This window comes from Enterocloster lavalensis, from assembly GCF_046603895.1.
Lineage (GTDB): Bacteria > Bacillota > Clostridia > Lachnospirales > Lachnospiraceae > Enterocloster > Enterocloster lavalensis.
This window is the reverse complement of the sequence record NZ_CP176637.1, coordinates 6,026,262-6,052,767: the sequence shown is the minus strand read 5'-3', so window position 1 is coordinate 6,052,767 and position 26,506 is coordinate 6,026,262. Positions and strand designations below refer to the sequence as shown.

Below are 26,506 nucleotides of genomic sequence, written 5' to 3'. Positions count from 1 at the left end.
CACAACAGGGAAGAGCTCCATCTGTTTAATCCTATTCGTCCCAGTTGTGGTACACCGCCTGCACGTCGTCGTCCTCGTCCAGCAGGTCCAGAATCCTGGTCAGCTTTTTGATGTCCTCCGGGTCGGAGAGCTCCACCCAGGTCTGGGGGATCATGGTCACGTCCGCCTCCAGCATGGGGATGTTCTCAGCCTCCAGGGCCTCGCGCACCTTGCTGAAATCCTCGGGCGCGGTGTAAACCTCGTAGCTGTCCTCCTCCTCGGAGAAATCCTCAGCTCCTGCGTCCAGAGCCAGCATCATCAGATCATCGGGATCCATCTCGCACTCTTCCTTGTCGATGATGATCTGTCCCTTCTTGTCGAACATGTAGGAAACGCTTCCGGGAGTTCCCACGTTTCCGCTGCCTTTGGTGAACGCGCTGCGCACATTGGCGGCCGTGCGGTTCTTGTTGTCGGTCAGCGTGTCCACGATGATGGCCACACCGCTGGGGCCGTAGCCCTCGTATGTAAGCACCTCGTAGTTCACGGCGTTGGCGTCACCGGCGGCCTTCTTGATCCCGCGGTCAATGGTATCGTTGGGCATGTTGTTGGCCTTAGCCTTGGCGATCACGTCGCGCAGCTTGCTGTTGTTGGCCGGATCCGCTCCGCCCTCCTTGACGGCGACGGCGATCTCACGCCCGATCACGGTGAAGATTTTACCCTTCGCCGCATCGTTTCTCTCTTTCTTATGCTTAATGTTGGCAAATTTTGAATGTCCTGACATTCGTATAACACCCTTTCTTCATTAAATTCTGTTTTTCACAACATCGGCCCCGCGCAAACCGGCGGGCCTTTTGTCCCTGGCATGTAAACATCTTTTCCATCTTAGCACGATTTTTAGCCCCTGACAAGGGGAAATTACAGGGTTTTCACCGGGAATCCCCCATTTCGGAACCCTTCAGCGGATTTCCACCGCCAGGTTTCGCAGCCACTTTTTCTGCCGGTACCGGATGTACCCCAGAATCATCTTGTAGACCTCCTCAAACATCACCAGGGCGTATACGGTGTAAATCGGCAGCCGCCAGACCAACGCCCCCAAAAAGGCCAGTGGAACGCCGATGAACCACACGCCGCTGGTGTCCAGAAACAGGCACATTTTCGTGTCCCCGCCGCTTCTGAGCACGCCCACCACGTTCACGAAATTGAACATCTTGGCCGGCATGTACAGGGCGAACACCAAAATACAGAGGTTCACGTCCCGGGCCACCTCCGGCGTGATGCGGTAAAGTCCGATCAGCGGCCAGCGGATTCCCACCACCACCGCGGCCGCGGCCAGGGTGACGATAAACTGCAATATAAAGAAATTCACCGCATACCGCTCCGCCCGCTTAAGCTTTCCCGCGCCCATTTCATTTCCCAGGATCACGGCCGTTGCGGCGGAAAGCCCCTGAAACAAAACCACCACGATGTCCTGGATGGTAGTTGCGATGGTGATTGCGGCCACCGCGTTATCCCCCATACGCCCGTAGGCCAGGGAGTACATGGTGGTGCCCAGCCCCCACATGAACTCGTTAGCGATCACCGGAGCCGCGGTGTCCAGGAAACGGCGGATAAACGGCCCCGGCCAGCCGAACAGCTCCCGAAACGTCCCGGCCACCGGCGACTTTGTTCCGTACACATAACCCACCACCAACGCCACCTCGATCAGGCGGGCGATCATGGTGGCCAGAGCGGCTCCCACCACCCCCAGCCTGGGCGCTCCAAAGGCGCCGAAGATCAGGATATAGTTCAGGATAATATTGATCACAATGGCGATGCAGCTGGTGCAAACGGGCACCAGCACCTTGTTGACCGCCCGCAGCAGCGCCACAAACACGTTGGTCAGCGCGATAAAGGGATAGGTGAGGGCCGCCACCCGAAGGTAGCGCGCGCCCAGGGAGATGCTGGCCTCGCTGGTGGTGAAGATGCGCATCACCTGGTCCGGGAAGGCCACCGCCGGGATCACAAAAAACGCTGCGCCCACCATGGACAACACCACGGACAAGCCCAGCACCTTGCGGATGTGTTTCACATCGCCGCTGCCCCAGAACTGGGCCGCCAGGATGCCGCTGCCGCTGACAATCCCGAACACCAGCAGTGAAAACACAAAAAAGACCTTGTTCGCCAGTCCCACCGCCGCAATGGCCGTGGCCCCCAGGGTGCCGATCATCAGCGTGTCAACCAGGTTGACCACGGTGTTTAACATCCCCTGCAGGGCCACCGGACAGGCTATCTGCACGGCCTTTTTTAGAAAAATTTTATCCCGGAACATCTCCTTTGTGTTCTGTGCGATCTGTATCATCCGAATCCTTTATTTCCTTTCCTGTTTCCCCTTTGCCGGATTCCGGACCGCAGATTCTGCTCACATGGACGGACTCGATCATCTTGTTGCCCACCTTGGTGACCTGGAAGCGGTAGCCCGCAAATTCCACCAGCGGCTTTTCGTGCTCCTGGGGGATGCGGTCCAGCCGGGAGATCAGAAAACCGTTCAATGTGTCGTAGGTATCGCTGTCCTCCTCGGAGAAGCGGATGCTGAGGGCATCCGTCACGTCCTCCAGCGGAGTCATTCCGCTCATGCTGAAGCTGCCGTCCTCCAGAGGCGTGATAAACTCCTCCTCCTGGTCGTATTCGTCCATGATATTGCCCACGATCTCTTCCAGAATGTCCTCCATGGTCAGCAGGCCCGCCGTCTGTCCGTACTCGTCCACCACGATCTCCATATGTATCTTGTTGGACTGCATCTCCTTGAACAGCGTGTCGATGCTGCGCGTCTCCGGAATAAAGCTGGCTTCCCTGAGAAGCCCGGGGATTTCGATTAACTGCCGGTCCTTGTTCTCCGGCTTTTCAAAATACGCCATGGCATCCCGCAGGTGCAGGATGCCGACGATATCGTCGATATCCTCCCCATACACGGGATACCGCGTGTTGGTTCCTTCTTTCAGAATGAAGTCCACCGCCTCCCGAAGCGTGGTATCCGCGGAGAGCACCACCATGTTGGTGCGGTGGGTCATGATATCCCAGGCTTCCTTGTCGCCGAGTTGGAAAATATTGGTAATCATTTCCGTCTCTCCGGCCTCCAGAACGCCCTGCTCATGGCCTTCATTTACCATGGACATAATGTCTTCTTCCGTCACATTCTCATCGTCGGCCGTCATATCCACGCCAAAGGCTTTGAGCACCAGCCACGCCATTGCGCTGATCAGCTTGGTGAGCGGCAGCAGAAGGGCCGCCACAAACAGCACCATGGGCATCATACGGTAGCCCCATTTCTCCGGCTCCTTGGCGGCCAGACGCTTGGGGATAATGATGCCGAAGCTGACGATCAGGACCACCGCGGCCACGGTAAACAGCACCATAAGCCCCGCCCACATCCACCACAGCGGGTCTGCATACCAGGCGGGGGCCGTTCCCCCCATCGCTTCCATGGTCCGAGCTGAGTTAAGCAGGTTCATGGTCTTAAGTTTACCGGCCGCCGCGTTCACCACAACGGGCAGAATAAAAATACCGGTGATAATTCCCACCAAATGGGTGGTAATCTGGATGGTGTTCACAAAACGGGTGGGCCGGTTTACGATCCGGAGCAGACGGGCGGCCTTTTCATTGCCGTTCTCCATCTCCTCCTCCAGCTTTCCCTCGTTCACATTCTGGATGGCGGAACCGAAACCGTAAAACACCGCCTCCAGAAAGATCAGGCCGATCAATACCAAAATACCGACAGGCGAATAACCATCGTCCATAGATGTAAAAAACACTCCCTTCGTTCACGAAACGATCCAAAATTCCCGCAGCCTGCGCCGGCGGTTTCCCCGCCCGTTCACAGAAAAACAGAGCTCTGCCCTGTAATCCGCGGCATAACTCTGTTTATCATAACATTATTACCACTTTTCGTCAATGGCCGGGAACTTCCCGGTTATGACAGCTTTGACTGAATATATTCCGCAATTTTCTTGCGGCCCAGAACCGACAGCTTGTAGCTTTTACCGTTCTTCATCGTCACCTTGACGCCGGTGGGCATGAACGGGATAAAGGGGCCCACGCTGCAGGTCCTCACGTCGTCGATCTCCTCGTAGGGCAGGTCAAGGGAAGCGGTAAACCCTCCGCGGAACAGGATGCGCTGGTTGGTAAACCAGTATTTCCCCGACTTCTGGCTGTACATACAGAGCGTTTTCTCCCAGTAGTCTCCCTTTACCTCGCTCTCCACAACCTCGCCCTCGTGCAACTCCAAATTGTCTGCCATCTCTCTTCTCTTCCTCCTGTAAAATGATCAAACACATTATATAGCAAAGAGCCGCAAAAGAAAAGCAGAAATTTAACAAGCGCTGTTTTTTCCTATGTATTCAGCGCCAGACTGATGAGCAGCGCGTCGTTTACCCGCTGCTGCAGTTCATCGTCGATATGGCATATTTTCTCTTTCAGCCGCTGCTTGTCAATGGTCCGCAGCTGCTCCAGCAAAATCACCGAGTCCTTCACCATGGCGCATCGCCTGGTGTTCAGCTCCACATGGGTGGGAAGCTTCGCCTTGTTCATCTTCGAGGTGATGGCGGCGCAGATCACCGTGGGGCTGTGTTTGTTCCCGACATCGTTCTGTATAATCAGCACCGGACGGACTCCGCCCTGCTCGGATCCCACCACCGGCCTTAAATCCGCGTAATAAATATCACCACGTTTGATTATCACAGTCTTCACACTCCGTCAATCTATATTTACCATTAGTATTGACACTCTCCGACCATATATTCACTCCGTTTCAGGCGCTGTCTGCGCCCGGAAACGGCGGTCTACTATTAACATATGATTCAAACGTGAAAACGGAACCGCCCGGGAACTACGGGCGGCGAAAGCCCTCATAGACATCCTGAAAATAATCCTTGGTTCCGGCGATGCGCCCGCCCTGCAGATAAACCCTTGGCACCCGTTTGCCCAGGTCGCAGATCAGCTCATAGTGGAATCCTCCCCCGAGACGGGCCAGCTCCTCCACGGAAATCTGTTCCCCGCTGTCCCGGCCGATCAGCGTCACCTCATCCTCTTCCTCCGCCTCCGGGATGTCCGTCACATCCACCATGAACTGGTCCATGCAGACCCGCCCCAGGATCGGCGCCCGCCGTCCGCGTATGAGCACGCTTCCCCGGGACGAAAGGCTGCGGGGATATCCGTCCCCATAACCCACGGGAATGGTGGCGATGCGCGTGGGGCGGCCGGCCACAAAGGTGCCCCCGTAGCTCACCGGCGTGCCCGGACGGATGGTCTTTATGTAGGAGATACGGCTCTTAAGCTCCATGGCCGGGGTCAGATGGACGGTCTCCCGGTCCACCTCGTCCGAGGGATATAGCCCATAGATGGAAATCCCCGCGCGCACCAGATCCAGGCTGTTGGAGGGCAGCCCCTCCACGATACCCGCGCTGTTGCTGCAGTGCTTAAGCGGAATTTCGATCCCCCGGCGCTTTAACATCTCCGAGAAGTTCAGGTATGCCGCCAGCTGGGCCCGGGCGGATTCCTTATCCCACTCATCGGCCCTGGCAAAATGGGTGAACATGCCTTCGATCTCGATCCCGGGCAGGCGGCTCATGGACAACACCATGTCCGCCGAAGCTTCGTCCGGCTCCATGCCGATGCGGCTCATGCCCGTGTCCACCGCCAGATGGAGCTTAGCCCGCACGCCCTCCCGGCAAGCCAGCTCAGAGAGGCGCTCCGCCTGCCGGAGCGTGAACACTGTGGGGCGGATCTGATAACGGATCAGCTCCCCGTATTGGTCCGGATGGGTGACCCCCAGGACCAGGATCATTTTCCCGACTCCATGGCGCCGCAGGATCACCCCCTCCTCCACCGTGGCAACGGCGAAGCCCCTGACGTATGGGTCCACGGCCATCGCCACCGGGACGGCGCCGTGGCCGTAGCCGTCTGCCTTCACCACGCCGATCATCCCGGTGCCGGAGGGCAGATTGCCCGCCATCTCCTTCATATTGTCAGCCACCGCATCCAGATTCACGGTGGCGTACACTCTGTTATATGGTCTCATCTTTTTTCCTCCGAATCCCTGCTCTGCCAAACGGACTCCGCCGCATTCCCGGCCTTTTTGCCGTCCATGGCGCTGCCGATGGCCTCCGCCAGGTCCGAGGCCAGCATGCCGTGGCAGCCGGTTTTCTTCGCCGCCAGCTCGCCCGCCCGGCCGTGGATATAAACGCCCAGCCTGGCGCTCTCCGTCTCATCCATGCCCAGGCCCAGAAGGCCCGCGATAATCCCGGTGAGCACGTCGCCGGAACCGGCCTTGGCCATGGCGCTGGTGCCGCTAGTGTTCATATAGATGCCGCCCTCCCGGGAAGCGACCACCGTGGCCGCATCCTTGAGCACGCAGGTGAGTCCGTAGTGGGCCGCGTACTCGGCGGCCGTCTCCACCAGATTCTCCCGGATCTGCGGGATGCTCTGCCCGGTCAGCCGGGCCATCTCCCCAAGGTGCGGGGTAATGATAATGTTTTCCGTGTAGTAGGAGGTCAGGTAGGGATGGGCCGCGATGGTGTTGAGGCCGTCCGCGTCCACCACCACCGGAGAGCAGGCCATGGTGAGAATATCCTCCACCAGGTACTCCACGTAAGCGCCGCAGCCCAGGCCGGGCCCCAGCACCACCACATCGGCCCACCGGCACTGCTCGTCGATCAGCTTGCGGAACTCCTCCCGCCCCTCCATCAGCTGTCCCGCGGTGTAGGTCACTAAAATGGCCTCGGGCAGCCTGGACTGGAGGATCAGCCGGTTCTCCTCCACAGTCAGAAGCTTCACCAGCCCCGCGCCGGTGCGGTAGGCGGCCAGAGCGCTCAGATAGGCTGCGCCGCACATATTTTCCGAGCCCGCAACGATCAGCACCTTGCCAAAGGTTCCCTTGTTGGAGTAGGCCGCGCGCTCAGGAATACGCTCCAAATCCCCGGGACCGTAGGTGCAGGCGTATGGAATTTCCTCCTCGTCCTCCCCGTCCCGTACCTCCGGCTTCAGGGAATCCAGGGGCGGAAATCCGATGTTCTCCACCACCACCCGGCCGGCCAGGCTGCGCCCTGGATAAAGCACCGTGCCCCGCTTCTCCCAGCCGAAGGTCACGGTCAAATCTGCGCTCACCGCTTCCCCCATCACCTGCCCCGTGTCGGAGTGGACACCCGAGGGGATATCCACCGCCGCCACGCATTCCACGGCACCCTCCTGGCGCAGGCCGTTGATCCGCCGGATGCACTCCGCGTACGCGCCCTGCACCTGACGGCTTAAACCCACGCCAAAGATAGCGTCGATCAAAACCCGGCACTGCATCCCGCCCTGGCTGCAAAGCTCCTCCCACTGTTCCCGGGAGAGAATCTCCATCCCCAGATTCCGGGCGATTTTCAGCTGTTGGAGAAATTCCTCCGTCCCCTTCTCCGGCTGGCCAATGAGCACCACACCGGCGCTCACGCCCTCCAAAAACAACATCCGCGCCGCGGCGATGCCGTCGGCCCCGTTGTTCCCGGTGCCGCAGACGGACCAGACCGAGGCGCCAGGGGCCAGACGGCCTGCCTCCTCCTTCAAAATCCCTTTGACCTCCCGCGCCACCGCAAAGGCCGCCCGCTCCATGAGCACCATGGACGGTATGCCGATGGTTGTGATAGCGTGGGCGTCCACAGCCTTCATCTGTTTTCCGGTCACCAATGTTCTCATCCGCCAACCTCCTTTTCACCTGTCCGGAGCGCGCCCTCCGCCACTGCGAAGGCCATGGCGTGCTCCGCCGTATTGCTGATGGAGACCTCGATGCGCTCCACGCCCAGCTCATGGGCCAGCGCTCTGGCACCCCGGTACAGATTCACATAAGGCTTCCCAAGCTCATCCCGCGCCACCTCGATATCGATGGGCATAAACGCGCGAAAGCCCGTGCCAAGCGCCTTGGCCACAGCCTCCTTGACAGCAAAACTGCCGGCAAAGCGGGAGATTTTATCCCCCGCCTGCCGGCGTTCCAGTTCCGTAAATGTGCGCACCACAAAAGAATCCCGCTCACAGGCCTTCCGGACGCGGTCAATTTCCACTAAATCCGTTCCAACACCCAGTATCATAGCTCACGGCACCCCGTCACTTGGATGATTTTTCACCCTTGCCGTCGCCCTGGTCCTGCATGCTGCACACGCGGTAGGACAGGCGCATCAGACTCTCGGACAGATGCACGTTCTCCACCACCACGTCGTCGGGCACCACCAGGTCGGTGTGGGCGAAATTCCAGATCGCCTTGATTCCCGCATTCACCAGACGGTCCGCGATCTCAGGAGCCTTTGTCTTGGGGATGGTCAGGGCTGCAATCTGAATCTCGTTGTCCTTGATGAATGTCTCCAGATCGTCCACGGAACGGATCTCGATTCCACGGATCACCAGGCCGATCAGCTTGGGGTTGATGTCGAACATTCCTTTGATCACAAAACCGCGGCGCTCGAAATTGGTGTAGTTGGCGATCGCCTGTCCCAGATTTCCGGCTCCGATAATAATCACGTTGTGCTGCTGGTCGATTCCCAGGATCTTTGAGATCTCCGAGTACAGATATTTCACGTTGTATCCGTATCCCTGCTGGCCGAATCCTCCGAAATTGTTCAGGTCCTGACGGATCTGCGATGCGGTCACCTTCATCCTGGCACTCAGCTCATTTGAAGAAATCCGCTCCACGCCCTCTTCGATCAGTTCCCCCAAATATCGGTAGTAGCGCGGCAGCCTTCCGATCACTGCCTTGGAGATTTCTTTCCGTTCCATTTATCTTGTCACCTTCCCTGAAAAAATATAGTCATCCGTTGTAAGATTTTAATAGTTCTATTATACGCACGTGTCAAAAAAATGTCAAACACGTTTCATGATGTTCTTGAAAAAAATATGACCCTATATTATACTTGAATAGGCCAAGGAGCCGCAAAAAGCCCCCAACCCCAATCTGATCCGGGGCTTTGTAAAGGAGAAACACCATGATTTTGTCGTGCAGCAACATAACCAAATCCTTCGGGGACAACGATATTTTAAAACACATATCCTTTCATATAGAGGAACATGAAAAAGCGGCCGTGGTCGGCATAAACGGCGCCGGCAAGTCCACCCTGCTCAAAATTATGATCGGCGAGCTTGCGCCCGACGAGGGCAGCGTCACCGTTTCCAAGGGCTCCACCATCGGTTATCTGGCCCAGCACCAGGACCTGGAGGGCGCCGAAACCATCTACGACGCACTGCTGGAGGTAAAGCGCCCCATCCTGGAGATGGAGGAACAGCTGCGCCGCCTGGAGCTGGAGATGAAATCCGCCTCCGGTGACGAGCTGGAGGCCAAGCTGGCCCAGTACGGCCGCTTAAACCACGAGTTTGAGATGGCCAACGGCTACGCCTGCCGCAGTGAGATCACAGGCGTCTTAAAGGGCCTGGGCTTTGAGGAGGACGAGTTTGCCAAGCCCATCACCGCCCTGTCCGGCGGCCAGAAAACCCGGGTATCCCTGGGAAAGCTGCTGCTGACAAAGCCCGACATCCTGCTCTTGGACGAGCCCACCAACCACCTGGACATGGAGTCCATCGCCTGGCTGGAGACCTACTTAAAGAGCTACACCGGAGCCGTGCTGATCGTAGCCCACGACCGCTATTTTCTGGACCGGGTGGTGACCAAGATCGTGGAGCTGGACAACGGCGTTGGCACCGTGTTTTTGGGCAACTACTCCGCCTACTCCGACAAGAAAGCCATGCTCCGGGACGCCCAGATCCGCGCTTACTTAAACCAGCAGCAGGAAATCCGGCACCAGGAGGCTGTGATCACCAAGCTCAAATCCTTCAACCGTGAGAAATCCATCCGCCGGGCGGAGAGCCGCGAGAAGATGCTGGAGAAAATCGAGCGCATCGACAAGCCGGTGGAGGTCAACGACTCCATGGACATCCGCCTGGAGCCGGACGTGGTCAGCGGCAACGACGTGCTGACTGTCAAGGACCTAAGAAAATCCTTCGGTTCCCAGCTCCTGTTCGAGCACGTGGATTTTGAGGTCAAGCGCGGCGAGCGCATCGCCATCATCGGCAACAACGGCACGGGCAAGACCACCCTGTTAAAGATCATCAACCGGATGCTCCCCGCGGATACCGGCGAGATCCGTTTGGGCTCCAAGGTGCACATCGGCTACTACGACCAGGAGCACCAGGTGCTGCACATGGAAAAGACCCTGTTCGACGAGATTCAGGACACCTACCCCACCATGAACAACACCCAGATCCGTAACACCCTGGCCTCTTTTCTGTTCACCGGGGACGATGTGTTCAAGCTGATCCGGGATTTGAGCGGCGGCGAGCGGGGACGGGTATCCTTAGCCAAGCTCATGCTCTCGGACGCCAACTTCCTGCTCCTGGACGAGCCCACCAACCATCTGGATATCACCTCCAAGGAGATTCTGGAGAGCGCCTTAAACCGCTACACCGGCACCGTGCTGTACGTGTCCCACGACCGCTATTTCATCAACCGCACCGCCACCCGGATTCTGGATCTGACCGGGCGCAGCTTTGTGAACTATATTGGCAACTATGACTATTATCTGGAGAAAAAGGAGGATGTGGAGGCCGCTCACTTCCAGCGCCTGGCCACTGTCCTTCCCGGATCCGCCCCCAGCTCTGTCCTGATCCCGGGCGGCAAGGCGGCGGCCGCCATCTTCGCCCCTGAGGCGGGTCCGGCTTTGTCCGAGAAGGAATCAAGCGCCGCTCCCGCGGGTAAACTGGAATGGAAGGCCCAGAAGGAAGAGCAGGCCAGGATCCGCAAGCTCCAGAACGATCTCAAAAAGACCGAGGACGAGATCCACCGCCTGGAAACCCGGGACGCCGAGATCGACGGCCTCCTGGCTCTGGAGGAGGTCTACACCGACGTGACCCGGCTGATGGAGCTGAACAAGGAGAAGGAGGAGGGCGCCGCCCGCCTGGAAGAGCTCTATGCCCGCTGGGAGGAGCTGGCCGAGGAGGTCTGATCCGGCCCGCTGAAAGGAGAACCAAATGAAGTTAAAACGATTGGCGGCTCTGATCGCCGCCCTGCTCTTTATCGCCCTGTCCATCGCCATTTTGGTGCTGGCCGTCACTGGCGCGCCGGCCAACTACCTCATGGCCGCCCTGCTCTGCCTGGTGTTGGTGCCGGTGTTCTTCTACGCCATGAGCCTGATCGGAAAGGTGTTAAAACGGGACGAGGACCCGGACGGTAAGGACCGCTCTTAAAATCGACCACAGGCCGCGCCTGCGGACCATTACATTCAGCAATCGCCTGCATGGCTGCGCCAGCGGCCCATTACATTCAGCAATCGCCCGCATGGCTGCGCCTGCGGCACATTACATTCAGCAACCGCCCGCATGGCGCGCTGCAAAAAAGGACGCCCCCAGGCTGTAAACCCAAGCCTGCGGGACGTCCTTTTTTGACCCTTTGCACCCCTGCCGCGGGGAGTATTACCTGCGGAAAGTATTGCCTGCGGAGGGCCTGCGCAGAGTATTGCCTGTGCGCAGTATTACCTGCGCAGAATAATGTCCTCGCGCCCCGGTCCGTTGGAGACCATGGTGATCTTCACTCCGATCTCCTTCTCCACGAATTCGATATAGCTCCGGCAGTTCCCGGGCAGATCCCCGTAATTTTTGATGCCGCGGATGTCGCACTTCCAGCCGGGCAACTTGACGTAAACCGGTTTCGCCCGGTTCAGCTTGCCTGTGGTCGGGAAATCTTTCGTGACCTGTCCGTCGATCTCATAACCCACGCACACGGACAGCTCGTCCAGATAGCCCAGCACGTCCAGCACCGTGAAGGCCACCTCGGTGGCTCCCTGGATGCGGCAGCCGTAGCGGGTGGCCACCGCGTCGAACCAGCCCACCCGGCGCGGACGTCCGGTGGTGGCCCCGTACTCTCCGCCGTCACCGCCGCGGCGGCGCAGCTCCTCCGCCTCGTCTCCGAAAAGCTCGCTGACAAAAGCGCCCGCTCCCACGGCGCTGGAATACGCTTTCACCACGGTGATAATGTCCTTGATCTCATAAGGCGGAATCCCGGCTCCAATGGCGCCGTAAGCCGCCAGCGTGGAGGATGAGGTGACCATTGGATAGATGCCGTGGTCCGGGTCCTTCAAGGAGCCCAGCTGCCCCTCCAACAGAATCCGTTTGCCCTGACGGATGGCCTCGTACAGGTAAGCGGAGGTATCGCACACATAGGGATCCACCATGGCGCGGTATTCCAGCATCTCCTCAAATACCTCCTGCGGGTCCAGAAGCGGCTTGTGGTACAGATGCTCCAGCAGCACATTCTTCATCTCGCAGATGCGGTATACCTTCTCCTTCAGGCTCTCCTCGTCGTAGAGCTCGCTTACCTGAAAGCCGGTCTTGGCATATTTATCGGAATAAAACGGCGCGATGCCCGACTGGGTGGAACCAAAGGACTTACCCGCCAGGCGCGCTTCCTCATAGGTGTCGAACAGCACATGGTAAGGCATCAGAATCTGCGCCCGGTCCGAAACCAGGATGTGGGGCTGGGGCACGCCCTTCTCCACCAGAGACTGAACCTCCTTCACCAGATAGGGGATGTTGAGCGCCACGCCGTTTCCGATGATGTTGGTGGTGTGCTGATAAAACACGCCGGACGGAAGCAGGTGAAGCGCAAACTTGCCGTAGTTGTTGATGATGGTGTGGCCCGCGTTGCTGCCGCCCTGAAAGCGGATGATGATGTCCGATTCCTTGGCCAGCATGTCCGTGATCTTGCCTTTTCCCTCGTCTCCCCAGTTCGCTCCTACAATCGCTTGAACCATTTTGATAATCCTCCTTTGGGCAAAGCCCGCAAACCTTGTCGTGTAACCGTATCGCTTGTCATTGGACCGTCTCAAACAGCCGGACCAAATCCTTCTATACTTTACTACAGCAAATGTCATAAGTAAAGACAGTCTTTATTATATTTTCCATAAGTAAGGATTATATCATTTGTATCAGCCAGGTTCCAACTGCAGGCGGTCCGGGGCATACGGCAAGCATGCCCCAGTACAACGTACTGCAAGTCCTAAATGCGGATTCTCGTCCATTTTCCGGATTTGAAGCGCCAGCTGGTAAACAGAAACCGGCTGATCTGGTCCGCCAGAATGCCCAGCCAGATTCCCACCAGGCCCAGCCCCGCCACGTAACACATGCCGTAGGAGACCGCAGTCCGGATGATGGTGACGCTGACGGTGGAGGCGATGGTGGTGAAAATCACGTCCCCCGCGCCCCGCAGGCAGCCCATGTAGATCACCTGGGCGATCTGCACGATCACGATCAGCACAATCACGCGCACCAGCGTCACACCCATGTCCACGATGTGCGGTTCGTCGAAATAGATCTGGTACAAAAAGCGCCCGCCCAGAAGAAAGAACACCGAGACCGCCAGGGAGATCACATTGCCGATGCGCTGGCAAATCTGCCCGTAGAGGCGGGCCAGCTGAGGCCGTTTCTCCCCCAGGCTGCGGCCGATCAGGGCCACGGCCGCCACCTGCATGCCGTCCCCGAAGGAGAAGGAGATGCTTAAAATGTTCATGGCCGCCTGATGGGCCGCAAACGCCTCGGTCCCCAGCCTGGCGGTCATCACCGCGGTGGACATGAAGCCCGCCCGCATGAGCAGCTGTTCCAGAAACACGCTGGAGCTGAGCTTTGCGATGGCTTTCACCGGCCGCAGGGACAGCCGCACCTTGTCCCGCACCATGGTTCGGATGTTCACAAAGCTGTCCTTGCGCAGCAGGGAGGCGATGCTCATAACGCAGGCCACCACGGTGCCGAACACCGTGGCGATGGCCGCCCCTTTGATCCCCAGGGCCGGGAAACCGAAGTGGCCGCCGATTAACAGGTAGTTTCCCACAATGTTGAGCAGGTTGGAGGTCACGTTGGTGGTCATGGCGATGCGGGTGTTACCGGACCCCCGCTGGGCCGCGTTGATCACCAGGGAAATGATGTTGAACATCATGCCGCCCATGATGATGCGGAAATACAGCACCGCCCCCTCGTGGGTATCCGCCCCCGAGCCGCACAGGCGGATAATGGGGTCCGCCAGATACACGCAAACCGCGCTGACCACTGTCCCGGCGATGGCGGTGAACACCAGAGCGGTCAGCAGGGTCTCGTTGGCCCCGTAAGCGTCCATCTCCCCTTTCCGCCGGGCCACCAGGGCCGAGACCGACACGTTTGTGGCGATAAACAGCGCCAGGCCGATGAATTTGGGCTGGGTGGTCAGGCCCACGGCCGCCACCGCGTAGGCCCCGATGGAACTGACCATCATGGTGTCCACCATGCCCGCCAGTGCCACGAAAAAGGACTCCAGCACCGACGGCCATGCCATGCCTACGGCCGTGCGGATTCTCCCCCGGTTCTTGTCCAGCCAGCGGTATGTGTTATGCAATATCATTTCCCATTCTCCTCTGTATCATTCCCGTAGTTCCTCTGCTCTCCCCCGGTGATCATCTGAAACAGGCTCCGCCCGGCCAGGGAAATCAGATTTTCATCTCCGGTCACCACGCAAATCTGCCTCAGGGGCATCTCCCGGCGGAATTTCAGCTCGAACACTTCCCCCCGTTCCAGGGCTTCCCTGGCGAATCCCTCCATCACGCAGCCAACCCCCATGTTGCGCTTGGCAAACTGGACCACCATGTCGCTGATGGCCAGCTCGAACTCCGGCGTCAGACGGATGGAATGTTCCTCCAGGAACCGGTCCATGAAGGTCCTGGTGCTGGTATTTTTTTCCAAAAAAATGCAGGGAAGGCCGGACAGCACCTTGTAGTCCAGCTCCTTTCCCTTCAGGTACTCAAAACGCTTGCCCGCGATAAACACGTTGCGAAACGGCATCACCGGAATCTGCCGGATTCCTTTTCCCGCCTCAAAGGGCGTGGTGACCACGCCGAAATCAATTCTTCCCTCGGTCAGGCTCTCAATGGTCTCCGGCGTGGGCGCGTTGGAGACATTGACCTTGATGTTGGGAAACTGCTGGTGGAACTGCTCTAAAAACGGGAGCAGAAAAAACTGGAGGGTCATATCGCTGGCCCCGATGCGCACTTCGCCCATATCCATGCCCAGCATCCGCTCCAACATCCGCTGCCCCTCCAGCAGACTCTCCACCCCGCTCTTCACATAGCGGTACAAAAGTTCCCCCTCCCGGGTCAGCAAAACGCCCTTGGAGGTGCGGGAAAACAGGCGCGTACCCGCCTCCTTCTCCAGCTGCCGCACCGCCTGGCTCACCGCGGGCTGGGAGATGCACAGCTCCTTTGCCGCCGCGGTCAGGCTGCCGTAGCAGCTCACATAATAAAACACCTTGTAATACTCAAAATTAATGGTCATCGCCATTCCCCCCGATCATTCGTTCCTCCGCTCTCACGCCATATTTCCCATCATACCACAGGTAAGGGCGCCCCGTCAAAACCGGAACGCCCTTTGGCTGTATTTCTGTCACGCTTTTTATACGTTAATCTGCGCGGTCATACCCAGAAGGCCGCGGTTCTCCTCCAGCAGCGGATTGATCACCTCGCTTAAAAACTCCTCCACCTGCCGGGGCGCGCGTCCCACGTAGCGGGAGGGATCCATCGCCTGCTTCAGCTCCTCTAAGGACAGGCCGAAGGCCGGGTCCGCGGCAATCAGCTCCAGCAGATTGTTGTCCAGCCCGTTCTCCTTCACGTTCCGCCCCGCCTCCATGGACAGCTCGCGGATGCGCTCGTGCAGCTCCTGCCGGTCGCCTCCGGCTTTCACCGCATCCATCATGATGTTCTCGGTGGCCATAAACGGCAGCTCCGCCATCATGTGTTTCTCAATCACCTTGGGGTACACCACCAGGCCGTCCACCACGTTTAAGTACAAATCCAAAATGCCGTCTACCGCCAGAAATCCTTCCGGCACGGACAGACGCTTGTTGGCGGAGTCGTCCAGGGTCCGCTCGAACCACTGGGTGGAGGCCACCAGCATGGGATTCATCATGTCGCTCATCACATAGTTGGCCAGGGAGGCGATGCGCTCGCTGCGCATGGGATTGCGCTTATAGGCCATAGCCGAAGAGCCGATCTGCTTCTTCTCAAAAGGCTCCTCCACCTCTTTTAAGTGCTGCAGTAGCCGCACGTCGTTGGAGAATTTGTGGGCGCTCTGGGCGATACCCGCGAGAACGCTCAGGACTCTGCTGTCCACCTTGCGGGAATAGGTCTGCCCGGATACCGGGTAGCAGCCGGAAAAGCCCATCTTCTCCGCGATCCGCTGGTCCAGAAGTCGGCATTTCTCCTGGTCGCCGTCAAAAAGCTCCAGGAAGCTGGCCTGGGTGCCGGTGGTTCCCTTGGAGCCCAAAAGGCGCATGGAACCGATAAGGTAGTCCAGATCGTCCAGATCCAGCTTCAGCTCCATCATCCACAGGGTGGCCCGTTTTCCCACCGTGGTGGGCTGGGCCGGCTGGAAATGGGTGAACGCCAGGGTTGGCTGGGACTTGTACTGATCCGCGAATTTGGCCAGCTCGGCGATCACGTTGATCAGCTTGCTGCGCACCAGCTTTAATGCCTCGGTCATGACGATCAGGTCCGTGTTGTCCCCCACATAACAGGAAGTCGCGCCCAGATGGATGATCCCCTTGGCCGCCGGGCACTGTACGCCATAGGCGTACACATGGCTCATCACGTCGTGGCGCACTTCCTTCTCCCTGGCAATGGCCACCTCGTAGTTGATCTCCTCCGCGTGGGCCTTCAGCTCGTCGATCTGTTCCTGGGTGATGGAAAGGCCCAGCTCCCGCTCAGTCTCCGCCAGGGCGATCCACAGCTTTCTCCAGGTCTTGAACTTCTTGTCCGGCGAGAAAATGTACTGCATCTCCTTGCTGGCGTAGCGCTCGGACAGCGGGCTTACATATTTGTTGTATTCACTCATGGGATAGTTCGTCCTCTCTTCTATTTTCCGGCCGGCGGCGGGCCGGTTTTATGGCCCGCCGCCGGTCCTGATTCTCTCTAATGCTCACAAGTCCCCAGGGACAGCCCTGTTATAGGTGTCTCCTCACCGCTCGTAGCTTCCCCGGATATCCTCCTGGGGCGGCTCGATTGGGTAGATTCCGCTGAAACAGGCGGTGCAGATGGGTTTCCCCCCAGCCATCTCCTTAAGCCGCTCCATCCGCAGATAAGACAGGGAATCCGCGCCGATCAGCCGCCGGATTTCCTCCACAGAACGTCCATGGGCGATGAGCTGGTCCTCGTCCGGGATATCGGTGCCAAAGTAGCAGGGGTGCAGGAACGGCGGCGCGCTGACCTTCACGTGCACCTCCCTGGCCCCGGCCTCCCGCAGCATGTTCACGATCAGGGCGCTGGTGGTGCCGCGGACAATGGAATCGTCGATCATGATCACCCGCTTTCCGGCCACCGCCTCCTTAAGCACGTTGAGCTTCACCCGCACCGCGGACTCCCGGCTGCTCTGCTTGGGTTTGATAAACGTCCGGCCCACATAGGAATTCTTCACAAAGGCGGTGCCGTAGGGAATCCCGGACTCCATGGCATAACCCAGGGCCGCCGCATTTCCGGACTCCGGCACGCCCACCACCAGATCCGCCTCCACCGGCGAATCCATGGCCAGGAAGCGCCCGGCCTGAAGCCTGGCCCGGTACACGCCCACGCCGTCAAAGGCGCTGTCCGGCCGCGAGAAATAGATGTACTCAAACACGCAACGGGCCTCTCCGGCCGGATCCGGCAGGCACATTTCCCGGTTGGAGGCGATGCCCTCCCGGGTGATGGCCACGATCTCGCCCGGCTCCACATCCCGGACAAACTCCGCGCCGATGGTCTCCAGGGCGCAGGTCTCGGAGGCCAGGATATAAGCGTTGTCCCGCCTGCCGATGCACAGGGGCTTGAAACCGTAAGGATCCCTGGCCCCGATCAGCTTTCTGGGGCTCATAATCACCAGGGAGTAAGCCCCGGAGAGCTTTTTCATGGCGGCGGCCACCGCGCTCTCCACATTGGGGGTGCCGATACGCGCCCTGGCGATGTGGTAGGCGATCACCTCGGAGTCGATGGTAGTCTGGAAAATGGCGCCGGTGTACTCCAGCTCCTTCCGCAGTTGGGGCGCGTTCACCAGATTGCCGTTGTGGGCCAGCCCCAGGGTGCCCTTCACGTAGTTGAGCACCAACGGCTGGGCGTTTTCCCGGGTGCTGCTGCCCGCCGTGGAGTAGCGCACGTGGCCCACTCCGATATTGCCGTGCATCTGCTCCAGATGCTCCGTCTCAAACACTTCATTGCAAAGCCCCATTCCCTTGTACGCGGAAACTTTCCCCTTGGGTCCCTCCGTATCGCTGACTGCGATGCCGCAGCTCTCCTGCCCCCTGTGCTGCAGGGCGAACAGCCCGTAATAGATGGTGGAGGCCACATCCCCGCCATCCAGGTCGTAGATCCCGAAAACCCCGCATTCTTCCCGCAGCTTGTCCCCTCCAATGTCAAAATCCAGCTCGTTCATCCGGTCATGTCCTTTCTGCCTGTAGGATTGGTTAATCCCCTCTGCCGGTCCGACAGGGGGGAATGGGTCTTTTCATTATACGGTTTTTACTGGATTCCCAGTCTGCGGAACACTTCCTCATAAGCGTCCTCAACCCCGCCCAAATCTCTTCTGAAGCGGTCCTTGTCCAGCTTTTCGTGGGTGTCCTTGTCCCACAGACGGCAGGTATCCGGGGAAATCTCATCCGCCAGAATGATCTTGCCGTGGTAGCGGCCGAACTCGATCTTGAAGTCGATCAGATCGATGTTTAAGGCGTCAAAATACTGCTGAAGCACCTCGTTTACCTTGAAGGCGTACTTGGTGATGTCGTCGATTTCCTCCTGGGTCGCCAGTTCCAGAGCCAGCGCATAGTAGCTGTTGATAAAGGGATCGCCTAGATCGTCGTTCTTGTAGCTGAACTCCAGGGTGGGGCATTTGAACTTCACGCCCTCCTCCATGCCCATCTTCTTGGCAAAGCTGCCCGCGGAATAGTTGCGCATGATCACCTCAAGGGGAACGATCTCAACCTTCTTCACAGCGGTCTCGCGGTCGTTTAATTCCTCAACCAGGTGGGTCGGCACGCCCTGCTCTTCCAGCTTCTTGAAAATGAAATTGGTCATGCGGTTGTTGATTGCGCCCTTGCCGACGATGGTTCCCTTTTTCAGTCCGTTGAACGCGGTCGCGTCATCCTTGTAGGAAACGATTAAAACATCCGGATCCTCCGTTGTGTAGACCTTCTTAGCCTTTCCCTCGTAAAGCATCTCTTTCTTTTCCATGGGTATCCACCTGTCCTTTTCTATGTATTCCATTGACTTATAAGTTGACGCTATAAAAGAGCGCCTTTTCAGTAGAAATTATAATACAATCCATCAGTGAATACAAGCCGGACAATCATTAAAATTCCTAATGAGTTGTATACACGAAAGCTAATCACTCCCGGGAACCGCCCGCTCCTCCACCTCAAACAGGCTGACCTCCCCGTCATTTAGCCGCAGGCGGATGCCCCGCCCGGTTCTCGCCGGCCCCGGATCAGTCTCGTAAATCCCCTGCATTTCGTCCACCCGCTCCACCGTGATGAAGGAAATCGCGAACCAGCAGCTCTCAGCCAAAAGGGCGGCCAGCAGACAGAATTTAAACAGCAGGGAAATGCTTCTTCGCCAAATTCCCCGGCCTCGGGCCTCTTTCCACCGGCGCACCCCTGCCCTGCGCCACCTTCTCCGCTCTATTCCGTAAACCGCCGCAGTTATCATCCTTCGATCTCCTCCCGCCACACCCCCATTATAGCGGAAGGACGCCCCGGGCACAAGCAGAAAATGGACCTTCGCTCCCGCTAAAAGGAGCAAAGGTCCCCGTACATGTGAAACCAGCTTATTCATTGGCTCCATTGCTGGAGGTGTTGGCGTTGTCGCCGGCACTGGTGGACTCCATGTTGTCCATGCCGTTTCTCACGTCGTCGGCGCCTTTTTCGATATCGTTGACAACGCCGTCGATGATCCCGCCGTCCTCCGAGGTGCCGTCAACGGCAGCGGAACCGGACTCGCCTACCCGGCTGGTTTCCTGAGCGGCAGTGCCGGACTGCTGGGTAGCGGACTGGCTGGTGCTGTTGCTGGACTGGCCGGAATTGTTATTGGAGCTGCCGCATGCTGTGGCGGTCATCACCATAGCGATCAGCAGCATTGTGAAAATAATAGGTCTGATTTTTTTCATAATCGCATTCTCCTTTCGATTTCTACCCTTATTATGTGCGCCGGGAGAATGGATTATGGTGGGAATATTTTCTAATTTTTTTAATGGGAACAGCCGTTATCGGGTCCGTCGGAGCTTCATGCCCTGCTACAGGCCGACCACATCCGCCATATCGTACAGACCCGGCTCCTTGCCGGCCAGAAACTTAGCCGCGGACAGGGCGCCCTTGGCAAAAATCGCCCGGGAGTACGCCGTGTGGTTGAAGGTGATCACCTCGTCGGTGCCCGCAAAAATCACGTCGTGCTCGCCCACAATGGTGCCGCCCCGGACCGCCGAGATGCCGATCTCCCCGGGATCCCTGGGTTCGCTTCTATGGCTGCGGTCATAGGTGTAGCGGTATTGATCCTCCATTGCGCTGTTGATGGAATCAGCCAGGGCCAGGGCGGTCCCGCTGGGAGCGTCCTTTTTCCGCCGGTGGTGCTTTTCCACAATCTCAATGTCAAAACCTGCACCCGCCAGCACCCTGGCGGCATCCTGCACCAGCTTCATCAGCAGGTTCACGCCCAGGGACATATTGGCGGAGCGCAGAATCGCCGTTTTCTCAGACGCCGATCCCACGCGGCGGACCTGCTCCTCCGACAGCCCGGTGGTGCACAGCACCAGAGGCATGCCGTGGGCCTCACAGTAGTCCAGAAGTCCGTCCACGGCCCTGGCGGAGGCGAAATCCACCACCACGTCCGCCTGCACGTCACAGTCGTTCAGGGAGGGGAACACCGGATAGCCCTGGTCCGGGCCGGGGTTCACATCGATGCCCGCCACAATTTCAAGTTCCTGATCCTCGGCGGCCAGGCCGGTGATCACCCGTCCCATGGCGCCGTTGCACCCATGCATTATCACTCTTACCATATGATTCTTCCTCCGCCCTCTCGTCGCTTTACAGGAGCCCGTAAGCCGTCATGGCGGCTCTCAGCTTCTCCTGGTTCTGGGGTTCCATCTCGGTCAGAGGCAGGCGCAGAGGGCCTACGCCCTTGCCCATCAGGTTCATGGCTGCCTTCACCGGGATCGGATTTACCTCCCGGAACAGCTCTGTGATCAGCGGGATGGCCGCCAGCTGAAGCCTGGCGCTCTCCGCCGGATTCCCGTCAAAGAAGGCCTGACAGATGGCGTGGGTCTGAGCCGGGGCGATGTTGCTCAGCACGGAGATCACGCCCTTGCCGCCCAGGGCCAGCAGGGGAACGATCTGATCGTCGTTTCCGGAGTACAGGTCCACCTGGCCGTCCGCCAGGTTCATCATGGTGGCCATGGCGGAGAAATTGCCGCTGGCCTCCTTGACGCCCACGATGTTGTCCACGTTCTTACACAGGGAGGCGATGGTCTCCGGCTGGATCGTCACGCCGGTGCGGCCGGGAATGTTGTACAGCAGGATGGGAATCTTAACGGCCTCCGCCACCGCGCTGAAATGGCAGATCAGGCCCTTCTGGGTGGCCTTGTTGTAGTAGGGGGAAACCAGCAGCAGTCCGTCCGCCCCGTACTTCTCCGCCTCAACCGACAGGTAGACCGCGGTCTCCGTGCAGTTGCTGCCGGTGCCTGCGATCACGGGAATCCGCTTTTTTGTCACCTGGCACACATAGCGGACCACGTCCAGATGCTCCTCATGGGACATGGTGGACGCTTCGCCGGTGGTGCCACAGGCAATGATCGCGTCGGTTCCCCCTGCGATCTGCTCCTCCACGATCTCCTCCAGCTTCTCATAATTGACCTCGCCGTTCTCCTTGAACGGGGTGACTAACGCGACTCCTGCTCCTTCAAAAATTGCCATAATCCTTCTCTCCTTTTTCTTGAATCAATCATGGGCTTGCCCCTTCTGCCGTATATGTCGGGATCTACGTTTTTGTCTCGCCCGCTGGCTGCGCCTGCGGCCCATTACACTCCGCAATCGCCCTTCGGCTGCGCCGGAGGCCCATTACATTCAACAAAAAAGGACTGACGGTCAGTCAGCCCTTATACGTTCGATCCATAAATCCGCATCGTCTTTCAGGTAGCTCACCATCCGCTCGGGATGACAGTTATATGGCTGTTCGCCATATCCCCAGAGCAGCATGCCGCGCAGGCGCATCCTCTCTTCGGCGTCGTTCCCTTTCCCAAACCTTCTTCTGTGCCTGCCACATCCGGCTTGTTACTGATGATTGACGCAACCTCTACTCTATGATTGTTGGTACTATATTAACATTGAACCTTTTTCTTGTCAACAATTATTCTTCCGGCTTCACTTCCTCGTAGCGGGTCTGAAGGCGGGTAACCTCGTCCACGCGGCCGTCCAGCTCCTGAGGATAAACCGTGCCGGTGAGAATCAGGCGGATCTCCACCTGGCGCGCCTGCTCGATCACATTGATCAGCTCCTCCAGGGAAATGATCCCCTCGTCCAGGATGCCCAGAATCTCATCCAGGATCAGCACGTCGCATTCCCGGGTGGCCAGCACCTTTTTGGCGAAGTTTAAGCCGTTGCGGATATTGATGCAGGCCTCGTTCTTCTCCTCATCCGTCAGGCGGTCGAAAATGACAGAGGATTTCTCAAAGCGGAACAACTTGAACTCCGGTTCCAGCCGCTTGATCACCTCCGCGTTTTGCAAATCCAGCGATCCTTTTAAAAACTGCACCATGATGACCGACTGGCCTTTGTTCAGGGCGCTGATGCCCCGGCCAAGCGCTCCGGTAGACTTTCCTCTTCCCGGTCCGCAGATCACCTGTATCATGCTTTCTTTCATCGTATTGCACCTCGTATGCTGATAAACAGCTTTTTTCAAACTAAAAGATCATTCTTAGCGAACACGGCTCATAATAGCACAGTTTTTCTGTTTTTGCAAACTTTTCTTACATCTTTTTTAACTTTTTACTACGTTTTTCCAAACTTATTCCACCTCGTCGCACTCCAGTTTGCTGATGCTCACCTCGTAGGCGATGCGCTTCTCGCACTCTGTCTCGCTGATCTTTTTGGTGTATTCCCGGCTCTGAACCCGGCCCCAGATCCTCACCCGGGTGCCCACGGTGAAGCTGGAGGCAAAACGCGCGTTTCTTCCCCAGGAGATGCAGGGTATGTAGTCGGACTTGCCGTATGGGCGGTTCACCGCCAGCAGAATATCGGCGATCTCCCGGCCCAGCGGGGTTTTCCGGTAAATGGGCGCTTTGCAGATGTACCCGTCCAGAAAAATCTGATTGGTTTTCGTGTAATCCGTGAATTCCTCCATGAAATGAACTTCCCGCACAAAGATGGAAAGCATCAGGCGGTTTTTCACGCCCTCATGGCGGTTGTAGGAGCGGAACTGGCCCAGGGCCTCAATGGTGCAGCCTATGTAATCCTCATGCACGTCGATGAGCCGCTCGGACACCATTAAGGGGATGATATCGGCCTGCTCGCTGAGGCGGTTTACCGCCACATCCACCATATAAAAGCCCTCGCCGAATACCTCATGGCTGAATGTAAATCCCGATACGATTTTTCCGATCACGCTTACCTTGTTGTTCTCAATCATTTTTTCTGACATTGTACTTCTCCTCTTCGCTTCGATTCTATTTTTGTTCGCGGACAGAGGTCCGCCCGTTTTCGTTTCGCCGCAGCAGTCCCTCTGCGGCACATAAATAGTTTATGAGGCGATTCCGGATAATAGACCAAAAAAATTGGCGAATCCTGAAAAACATTTCGACAGGATTCGCCATATTGTGCGATGAAACGTAAATTATTTGTTAAAGGAGGCGCGCTTGCGCATGGTGGGGTCCAGAATCTTCTTGCGGATGCGCAGGCTCTTGGGCGTGACCTCCAGAAGTTCGTCGGTATCGATGAAGTCCAGGCACTGTTCCAGGCTCATGATCTTGGGCGGCGTCAGCTTTAAGGCCTCGTCTGCGCTACTGGAACGGGTGTTGGTCAGCTTCTTGGTCTTGCAGACGTTGATCTCAATGTCCTCGGCCTTGGGATTCTGTCCCACCACCATTCCGGCGTAGACCTTGGTGCCGGGCGTAATAAACAGAGCGCCCCGCTCCTGGGCGTTGAACAGGCCGTAGGTGATGGCCTCGCCCGCCTCAAAGGCGATCAGAGAGCCGGTGGGACGGTAGGTCAGATCCCCCTTGTAGGGAGCGTAACCGTCGAAAATGGTGTTCAGGATGCCGTTGCCCTTGGTGTCGGTCATGAAGTCGCCGCGGTATCCGATCAGTCCTCTGGAGGGGATGGAGAACTCCAGTCGGGTGTAGCCGCCCGCCGCCTTGCTCATACCCTGCAGCTCGCCCTTGCGGCTGGTGAGCTTCTGGATCACCACGCCGGTAAACTCCTCCGGCACGTCGATGTAGGCGATCTCCATGGGCTCCAGCTTGCGGTTGCGCTCGTCGTACTTGTAAAGCACCTCGGCCTTGCTGGCCGCGAACTCAAAGCCCTCCCGGCGCATGTTCTCGATCAGCACGGACAGATGAAGCTCGCCGCGGCCGGACACCTTGAAGCAGTCCGCGCTGTCCGTCTCCTCCACCCGCAGGCTCACGTCCGTGTTCAGCTCCCGGAACAGGCGGTCCCGCAGATGGCGGGAGGTGATAAACTTGCCCTCCTGACCGGCTAAGGGGCTGTCGTTGACCATGAAATACATGGCGATAGTGGGCTCGGAAATCTTCTGGAAGGGAATGGCCTCAGGCTTTGCCGGGGAACAGATGGTATCTCCGATGTGGATATCCGCGATTCCGGAAATGGCCACGATGGCACCGATCTTCGCCTCCTGGACCTCCACCCGGTTAAGCCCGTCAAACTCGTAGAGTTTTCCGATCTTGATCTTTTTGAATTTGTCCGGGTCGTGGTGGTTCACCAGCACGCACTCCTGGTTGACCTTAAGGCCGCCGTTGTCCACCTTGCCGATGCCGATGCGGCCAACGTACTCGTTGTAGTCGATGGTGCTGATTAACACCTGGGTCTCCGCGTCCGGGTCGCCCTCAGGAGCGGGGATATAGTTGATAATGGTCTCAAACAGCGGACTCATGTCCACTTCCGGGTCGTCTAACTCCTTCTTTGCAAAACCGGCTCTGGCGGAGGCAAATACAAAGGGGCAGTCCAGCTGCTCGTCGGAGGCGTCCAGATCCATGAACAGCTCCAGGGTCTCGTCGATCACTTCCTCGGGCCTTGCCTCGGGGCGGTCGATCTTGTTCACGCAGACGATCACGGATAAGTCCAGCTCCAGAGCCTTCTGAAGCACAAACTTAGTCTGGGGCATGGGGCCTTCGTAGGCGTCCACCACCAGGACTACGCCGTTCACCATCTTTAACACGCGCTCCACCTCGCCGCCGAAATCCGCGTGTCCGGGGGTGTCAATGATGTTGATCTTGGTGTCTTTATAATACACCGCCGTGTTCTTGGACAGGATGGTGATGCCGCGCTCCCGCTCGATGTCGTTGGAGTCCATCACGCGCTCCTGCACCTCCTGGTTGGCCCTGAACACGCCGCTCTGACGCAGCAGCTGATCCACCAGGGTGGTCTTGCCGTGGTCTACGTGGGCGATAATTGCAATGTTACGAATATCTTCTCTTTTCATTTTCATACTGCGTACTCTTCCTTCACTTTACAGATAAAATCGGGTATCTACTTATTTATATACACATTTGTCACGGTTTACTAGTATAACATTGGTATTCCCGGATTGCAAGGAAAAATTAGGCCCGCGCCTGTATTTTCCTCTATTTCTCGAACAGAACCAGCTCTCCCTCCGCCAAACCGTAATAAACCGTTTCGGACCTGTGCAGAACGGCCCGCCCGGCCGTGGCCTCGGTGAGCTTGGCCTCAAAGTCCTCCGCCTGCTCCTCCGGCACCATGTAGGTGAAGCTGGCCCGGTCCGTGTAGGCGCTTTCCAGGGCCGTGATGCCCATCTGGGCGGCAATATACTGGATCTTTCCCACGCTGTTGTAATCCGTGTCCACGCTCAGCCGCACGCCCGGGCGTTTCTCCACCACCAGGCAGTTTTCCAGGCCCGCCTGGACCGCCTGGGAGTACGCCCGCACCAGGCCGCCGGTGCCCAGCAGCGTGCCCCCGAAATACCGGGTGACCACCGCGCACACGTCGTGGATATCCCGGCCTGCCAGCACGTCCAGCATGGGCTTTCCCGCGGTCTGAGCCGGTTCCCCGTCGTCAGAGAACCGAACCGTCTGGCTGCGCTCCCCGATGCGGTAGACGTAGCAGTGGTGTCTGGCGTCCCAGTATTTTTTCCGTATCTCTTCGATAAATGCAAGGGCTTCCTCCTCGCTTGACACGGGCTTTAAATCCGCGATAAACCGCGACTTCTTCTCCGTAATCTCCCCGCTTCCGCCCCTGTATAGAATTTTGTAGGCTTCTTCCACTTATTCCGCT

The 26,506-nt window shown here is 58.0% G+C and carries 25 protein-coding genes and 1 riboswitch; of the genes, 2 read left to right on the top strand and 23 right to left on the bottom strand.

The window, feature by feature from the left end; translation table 11 throughout:
• Positions 1 to 31 precede the first annotated feature (31 nt).
• From ACK2JC_RS27165 to ACK2JC_RS27125, 9 genes are all read right to left on the bottom strand, one after another.
• Entirely contained in the window at positions 32 to 760 is a 729-nt protein-coding gene (locus tag ACK2JC_RS27165) for a YebC/PmpR family DNA-binding transcriptional regulator (protein ID WP_007711780.1), read from the bottom strand.
• Between the two features lie 174 nt (positions 761 to 934).
• Positions 935 to 2,317: an MATE family efflux transporter gene (locus tag ACK2JC_RS27160; protein ID WP_320937471.1), complete on the bottom strand. Its 1,383-nt coding sequence runs from the start codon at positions 2,315 to 2,317 to the stop codon at positions 935 to 937.
• The gene (locus tag ACK2JC_RS27155) at positions 2,274 to 3,752 is read right to left on the bottom strand and encodes a hemolysin family protein (RefSeq protein WP_320937470.1); all 1,479 of its coding nucleotides are present in this window, start codon (positions 3,750 to 3,752) and stop codon (positions 2,274 to 2,276) included. The genes ACK2JC_RS27160 and ACK2JC_RS27155 overlap by 44 nt, the downstream gene beginning before the upstream one ends.
• Positions 3,753 to 3,925: 173 nt before the next feature.
• Entirely contained in the window at positions 3,926 to 4,252 is a 327-nt protein-coding gene (locus tag ACK2JC_RS27150; protein WP_092360851.1) for a PH domain-containing protein, read from the bottom strand.
• A 92-nt stretch (positions 4,253 to 4,344) separates the two neighbouring features.
• The gene (locus ACK2JC_RS27145) at positions 4,345 to 4,692 is read right to left on the bottom strand and encodes a type II toxin-antitoxin system PemK/MazF family toxin (protein ID WP_320937469.1); all 348 of its coding nucleotides are present in this window, start codon (positions 4,690 to 4,692) and stop codon (positions 4,345 to 4,347) included.
• 148 nt (positions 4,693 to 4,840) lie between these two features.
• Positions 4,841 to 6,031, bottom strand: coding sequence for an alanine racemase (gene alr, locus ACK2JC_RS27140; RefSeq protein WP_320937468.1), 1,191 nt, complete (start codon positions 6,029 to 6,031; stop codon positions 4,841 to 4,843).
• Complete coding sequence (locus ACK2JC_RS27135; protein WP_320937467.1) at positions 6,028 to 7,683, bottom strand: NAD(P)H-hydrate dehydratase; 1,656 nt, start codon at positions 7,681 to 7,683, stop codon at positions 6,028 to 6,030. Before ACK2JC_RS27135 ends, alr begins: the two co-directional genes overlap by 4 nt.
• The gene (gene acpS / locus ACK2JC_RS27130; RefSeq protein WP_107434779.1) at positions 7,680 to 8,072 is read right to left on the bottom strand and encodes a holo-ACP synthase; all 393 of its coding nucleotides are present in this window, start codon (positions 8,070 to 8,072) and stop codon (positions 7,680 to 7,682) included. Before acpS ends, ACK2JC_RS27135 begins: the two co-directional genes overlap by 4 nt.
• A 16-nt stretch (positions 8,073 to 8,088) precedes the next feature.
• Complete coding sequence (locus ACK2JC_RS27125) at positions 8,089 to 8,754, bottom strand: redox-sensing transcriptional repressor Rex (RefSeq protein WP_092360855.1); 666 nt, start codon at positions 8,752 to 8,754, stop codon at positions 8,089 to 8,091.
• 206 nt (positions 8,755 to 8,960) lie between these two features.
• Between ACK2JC_RS27125 and abc-f the strand changes: the two genes are divergently transcribed.
• On the top strand, positions 8,961 to 10,970 hold the full coding sequence (abc-f, locus tag ACK2JC_RS27120) for a ribosomal protection-like ABC-F family protein (protein ID WP_320937466.1): 2,010 nt from the start codon (positions 8,961 to 8,963) through the stop codon (positions 10,968 to 10,970).
• Between the two features lie 25 nt (positions 10,971 to 10,995).
• A complete protein-coding gene (locus tag ACK2JC_RS27115) occupies positions 10,996 to 11,211 on the top strand; it encodes a hypothetical protein (RefSeq protein ID WP_092360857.1) in 216 nt (71 codons plus the stop codon).
• 284 nt (positions 11,212 to 11,495) lie between these two features.
• Here ACK2JC_RS27115 and ACK2JC_RS27110 read toward each other — a convergent pair whose 3' ends face one another.
• The 14 genes from ACK2JC_RS27110 to ACK2JC_RS27045 form a co-directional block, all read right to left on the bottom strand.
• Positions 11,496 to 12,773, bottom strand: coding sequence for an adenylosuccinate synthase (locus tag ACK2JC_RS27110; RefSeq protein WP_092360858.1), 1,278 nt, complete (start codon positions 12,771 to 12,773; stop codon positions 11,496 to 11,498).
• A 245-nt stretch (positions 12,774 to 13,018) separates the two neighbouring features.
• Positions 13,019 to 14,389 (bottom strand): MATE family efflux transporter, encoded by a 1,371-nt coding sequence (locus tag ACK2JC_RS27105; protein ID WP_320937465.1) that lies wholly within the window; start codon positions 14,387 to 14,389, stop codon positions 13,019 to 13,021.
• Positions 14,386 to 15,315: a LysR family transcriptional regulator gene (locus tag ACK2JC_RS27100; protein WP_368271341.1), complete on the bottom strand. Its 930-nt coding sequence runs from the start codon at positions 15,313 to 15,315 to the stop codon at positions 14,386 to 14,388. Before ACK2JC_RS27100 ends, ACK2JC_RS27105 begins: the two co-directional genes overlap by 4 nt.
• A 117-nt stretch (positions 15,316 to 15,432) precedes the next feature.
• Positions 15,433 to 16,869, bottom strand: a complete 1,437-nt coding sequence (gene purB, locus ACK2JC_RS27095) for an adenylosuccinate lyase (protein ID WP_092360861.1) — start codon at positions 16,867 to 16,869, stop codon at positions 15,433 to 15,435.
• 123 nt (positions 16,870 to 16,992) lie between these two features.
• On the bottom strand, positions 16,993 to 18,435 hold the full coding sequence (purF, locus tag ACK2JC_RS27090; RefSeq protein ID WP_320937893.1) for an amidophosphoribosyltransferase: 1,443 nt from the start codon (positions 18,433 to 18,435) through the stop codon (positions 16,993 to 16,995).
• 86 nt (positions 18,436 to 18,521) lie between these two features.
• Positions 18,522 to 19,229 carry a phosphoribosylaminoimidazolesuccinocarboxamide synthase gene (gene purC, locus ACK2JC_RS27085; protein WP_092360863.1) on the bottom strand — a complete coding sequence of 236 codons (708 nt, stop codon included), beginning with the start codon at positions 19,227 to 19,229 and terminating at the stop codon, positions 18,522 to 18,524.
• Between the two features lie 150 nt (positions 19,230 to 19,379).
• Positions 19,380 to 19,703 (bottom strand): hypothetical protein, encoded by a 324-nt coding sequence (locus tag ACK2JC_RS27080; RefSeq protein WP_320937894.1) that lies wholly within the window; start codon positions 19,701 to 19,703, stop codon positions 19,380 to 19,382.
• Positions 19,704 to 19,821: 118 nt separating this feature from the next.
• On the bottom strand, positions 19,822 to 20,160 hold the full coding sequence (locus tag ACK2JC_RS27075; protein WP_092360865.1) for a lipase chaperone: 339 nt from the start codon (positions 20,158 to 20,160) through the stop codon (positions 19,822 to 19,824).
• Between the two features lie 126 nt (positions 20,161 to 20,286).
• Entirely contained in the window at positions 20,287 to 21,045 is a 759-nt protein-coding gene (dapB, locus tag ACK2JC_RS27070; RefSeq protein WP_092360866.1) for a 4-hydroxy-tetrahydrodipicolinate reductase, read from the bottom strand.
• Between the two features lie 28 nt (positions 21,046 to 21,073).
• The gene (dapA, locus tag ACK2JC_RS27065; protein ID WP_092360867.1) at positions 21,074 to 21,958 is read right to left on the bottom strand and encodes a 4-hydroxy-tetrahydrodipicolinate synthase; all 885 of its coding nucleotides are present in this window, start codon (positions 21,956 to 21,958) and stop codon (positions 21,074 to 21,076) included.
• 212 nt (positions 21,959 to 22,170) lie between these two features.
• A riboswitch (Lysine riboswitch) is annotated at positions 22,171 to 22,348 on the bottom strand.
• A 43-nt stretch (positions 22,349 to 22,391) separates the two neighbouring features.
• The gene (locus ACK2JC_RS27060) at positions 22,392 to 22,904 is read right to left on the bottom strand and encodes a cob(I)yrinic acid a,c-diamide adenosyltransferase (protein WP_007711884.1); all 513 of its coding nucleotides are present in this window, start codon (positions 22,902 to 22,904) and stop codon (positions 22,392 to 22,394) included.
• A gap of 144 nt (positions 22,905 to 23,048) precedes the next feature.
• Positions 23,049 to 23,681, bottom strand: a complete 633-nt coding sequence (locus ACK2JC_RS27055) for a single-stranded DNA-binding protein (RefSeq protein WP_092360868.1) — start codon at positions 23,679 to 23,681, stop codon at positions 23,049 to 23,051.
• 192 nt (positions 23,682 to 23,873) lie between these two features.
• A complete protein-coding gene (gene typA, locus ACK2JC_RS27050; RefSeq protein ID WP_024734830.1) occupies positions 23,874 to 25,703 on the bottom strand; it encodes a translational GTPase TypA in 1,830 nt (609 codons plus the stop codon).
• A gap of 136 nt (positions 25,704 to 25,839) precedes the next feature.
• Positions 25,840 to 26,496 carry a YigZ family protein gene (locus tag ACK2JC_RS27045; RefSeq protein ID WP_092360869.1) on the bottom strand — a complete coding sequence of 219 codons (657 nt, stop codon included), beginning with the start codon at positions 26,494 to 26,496 and terminating at the stop codon, positions 25,840 to 25,842.
• Between the last annotated feature and the right edge of the window lie 10 nt (positions 26,497 to 26,506).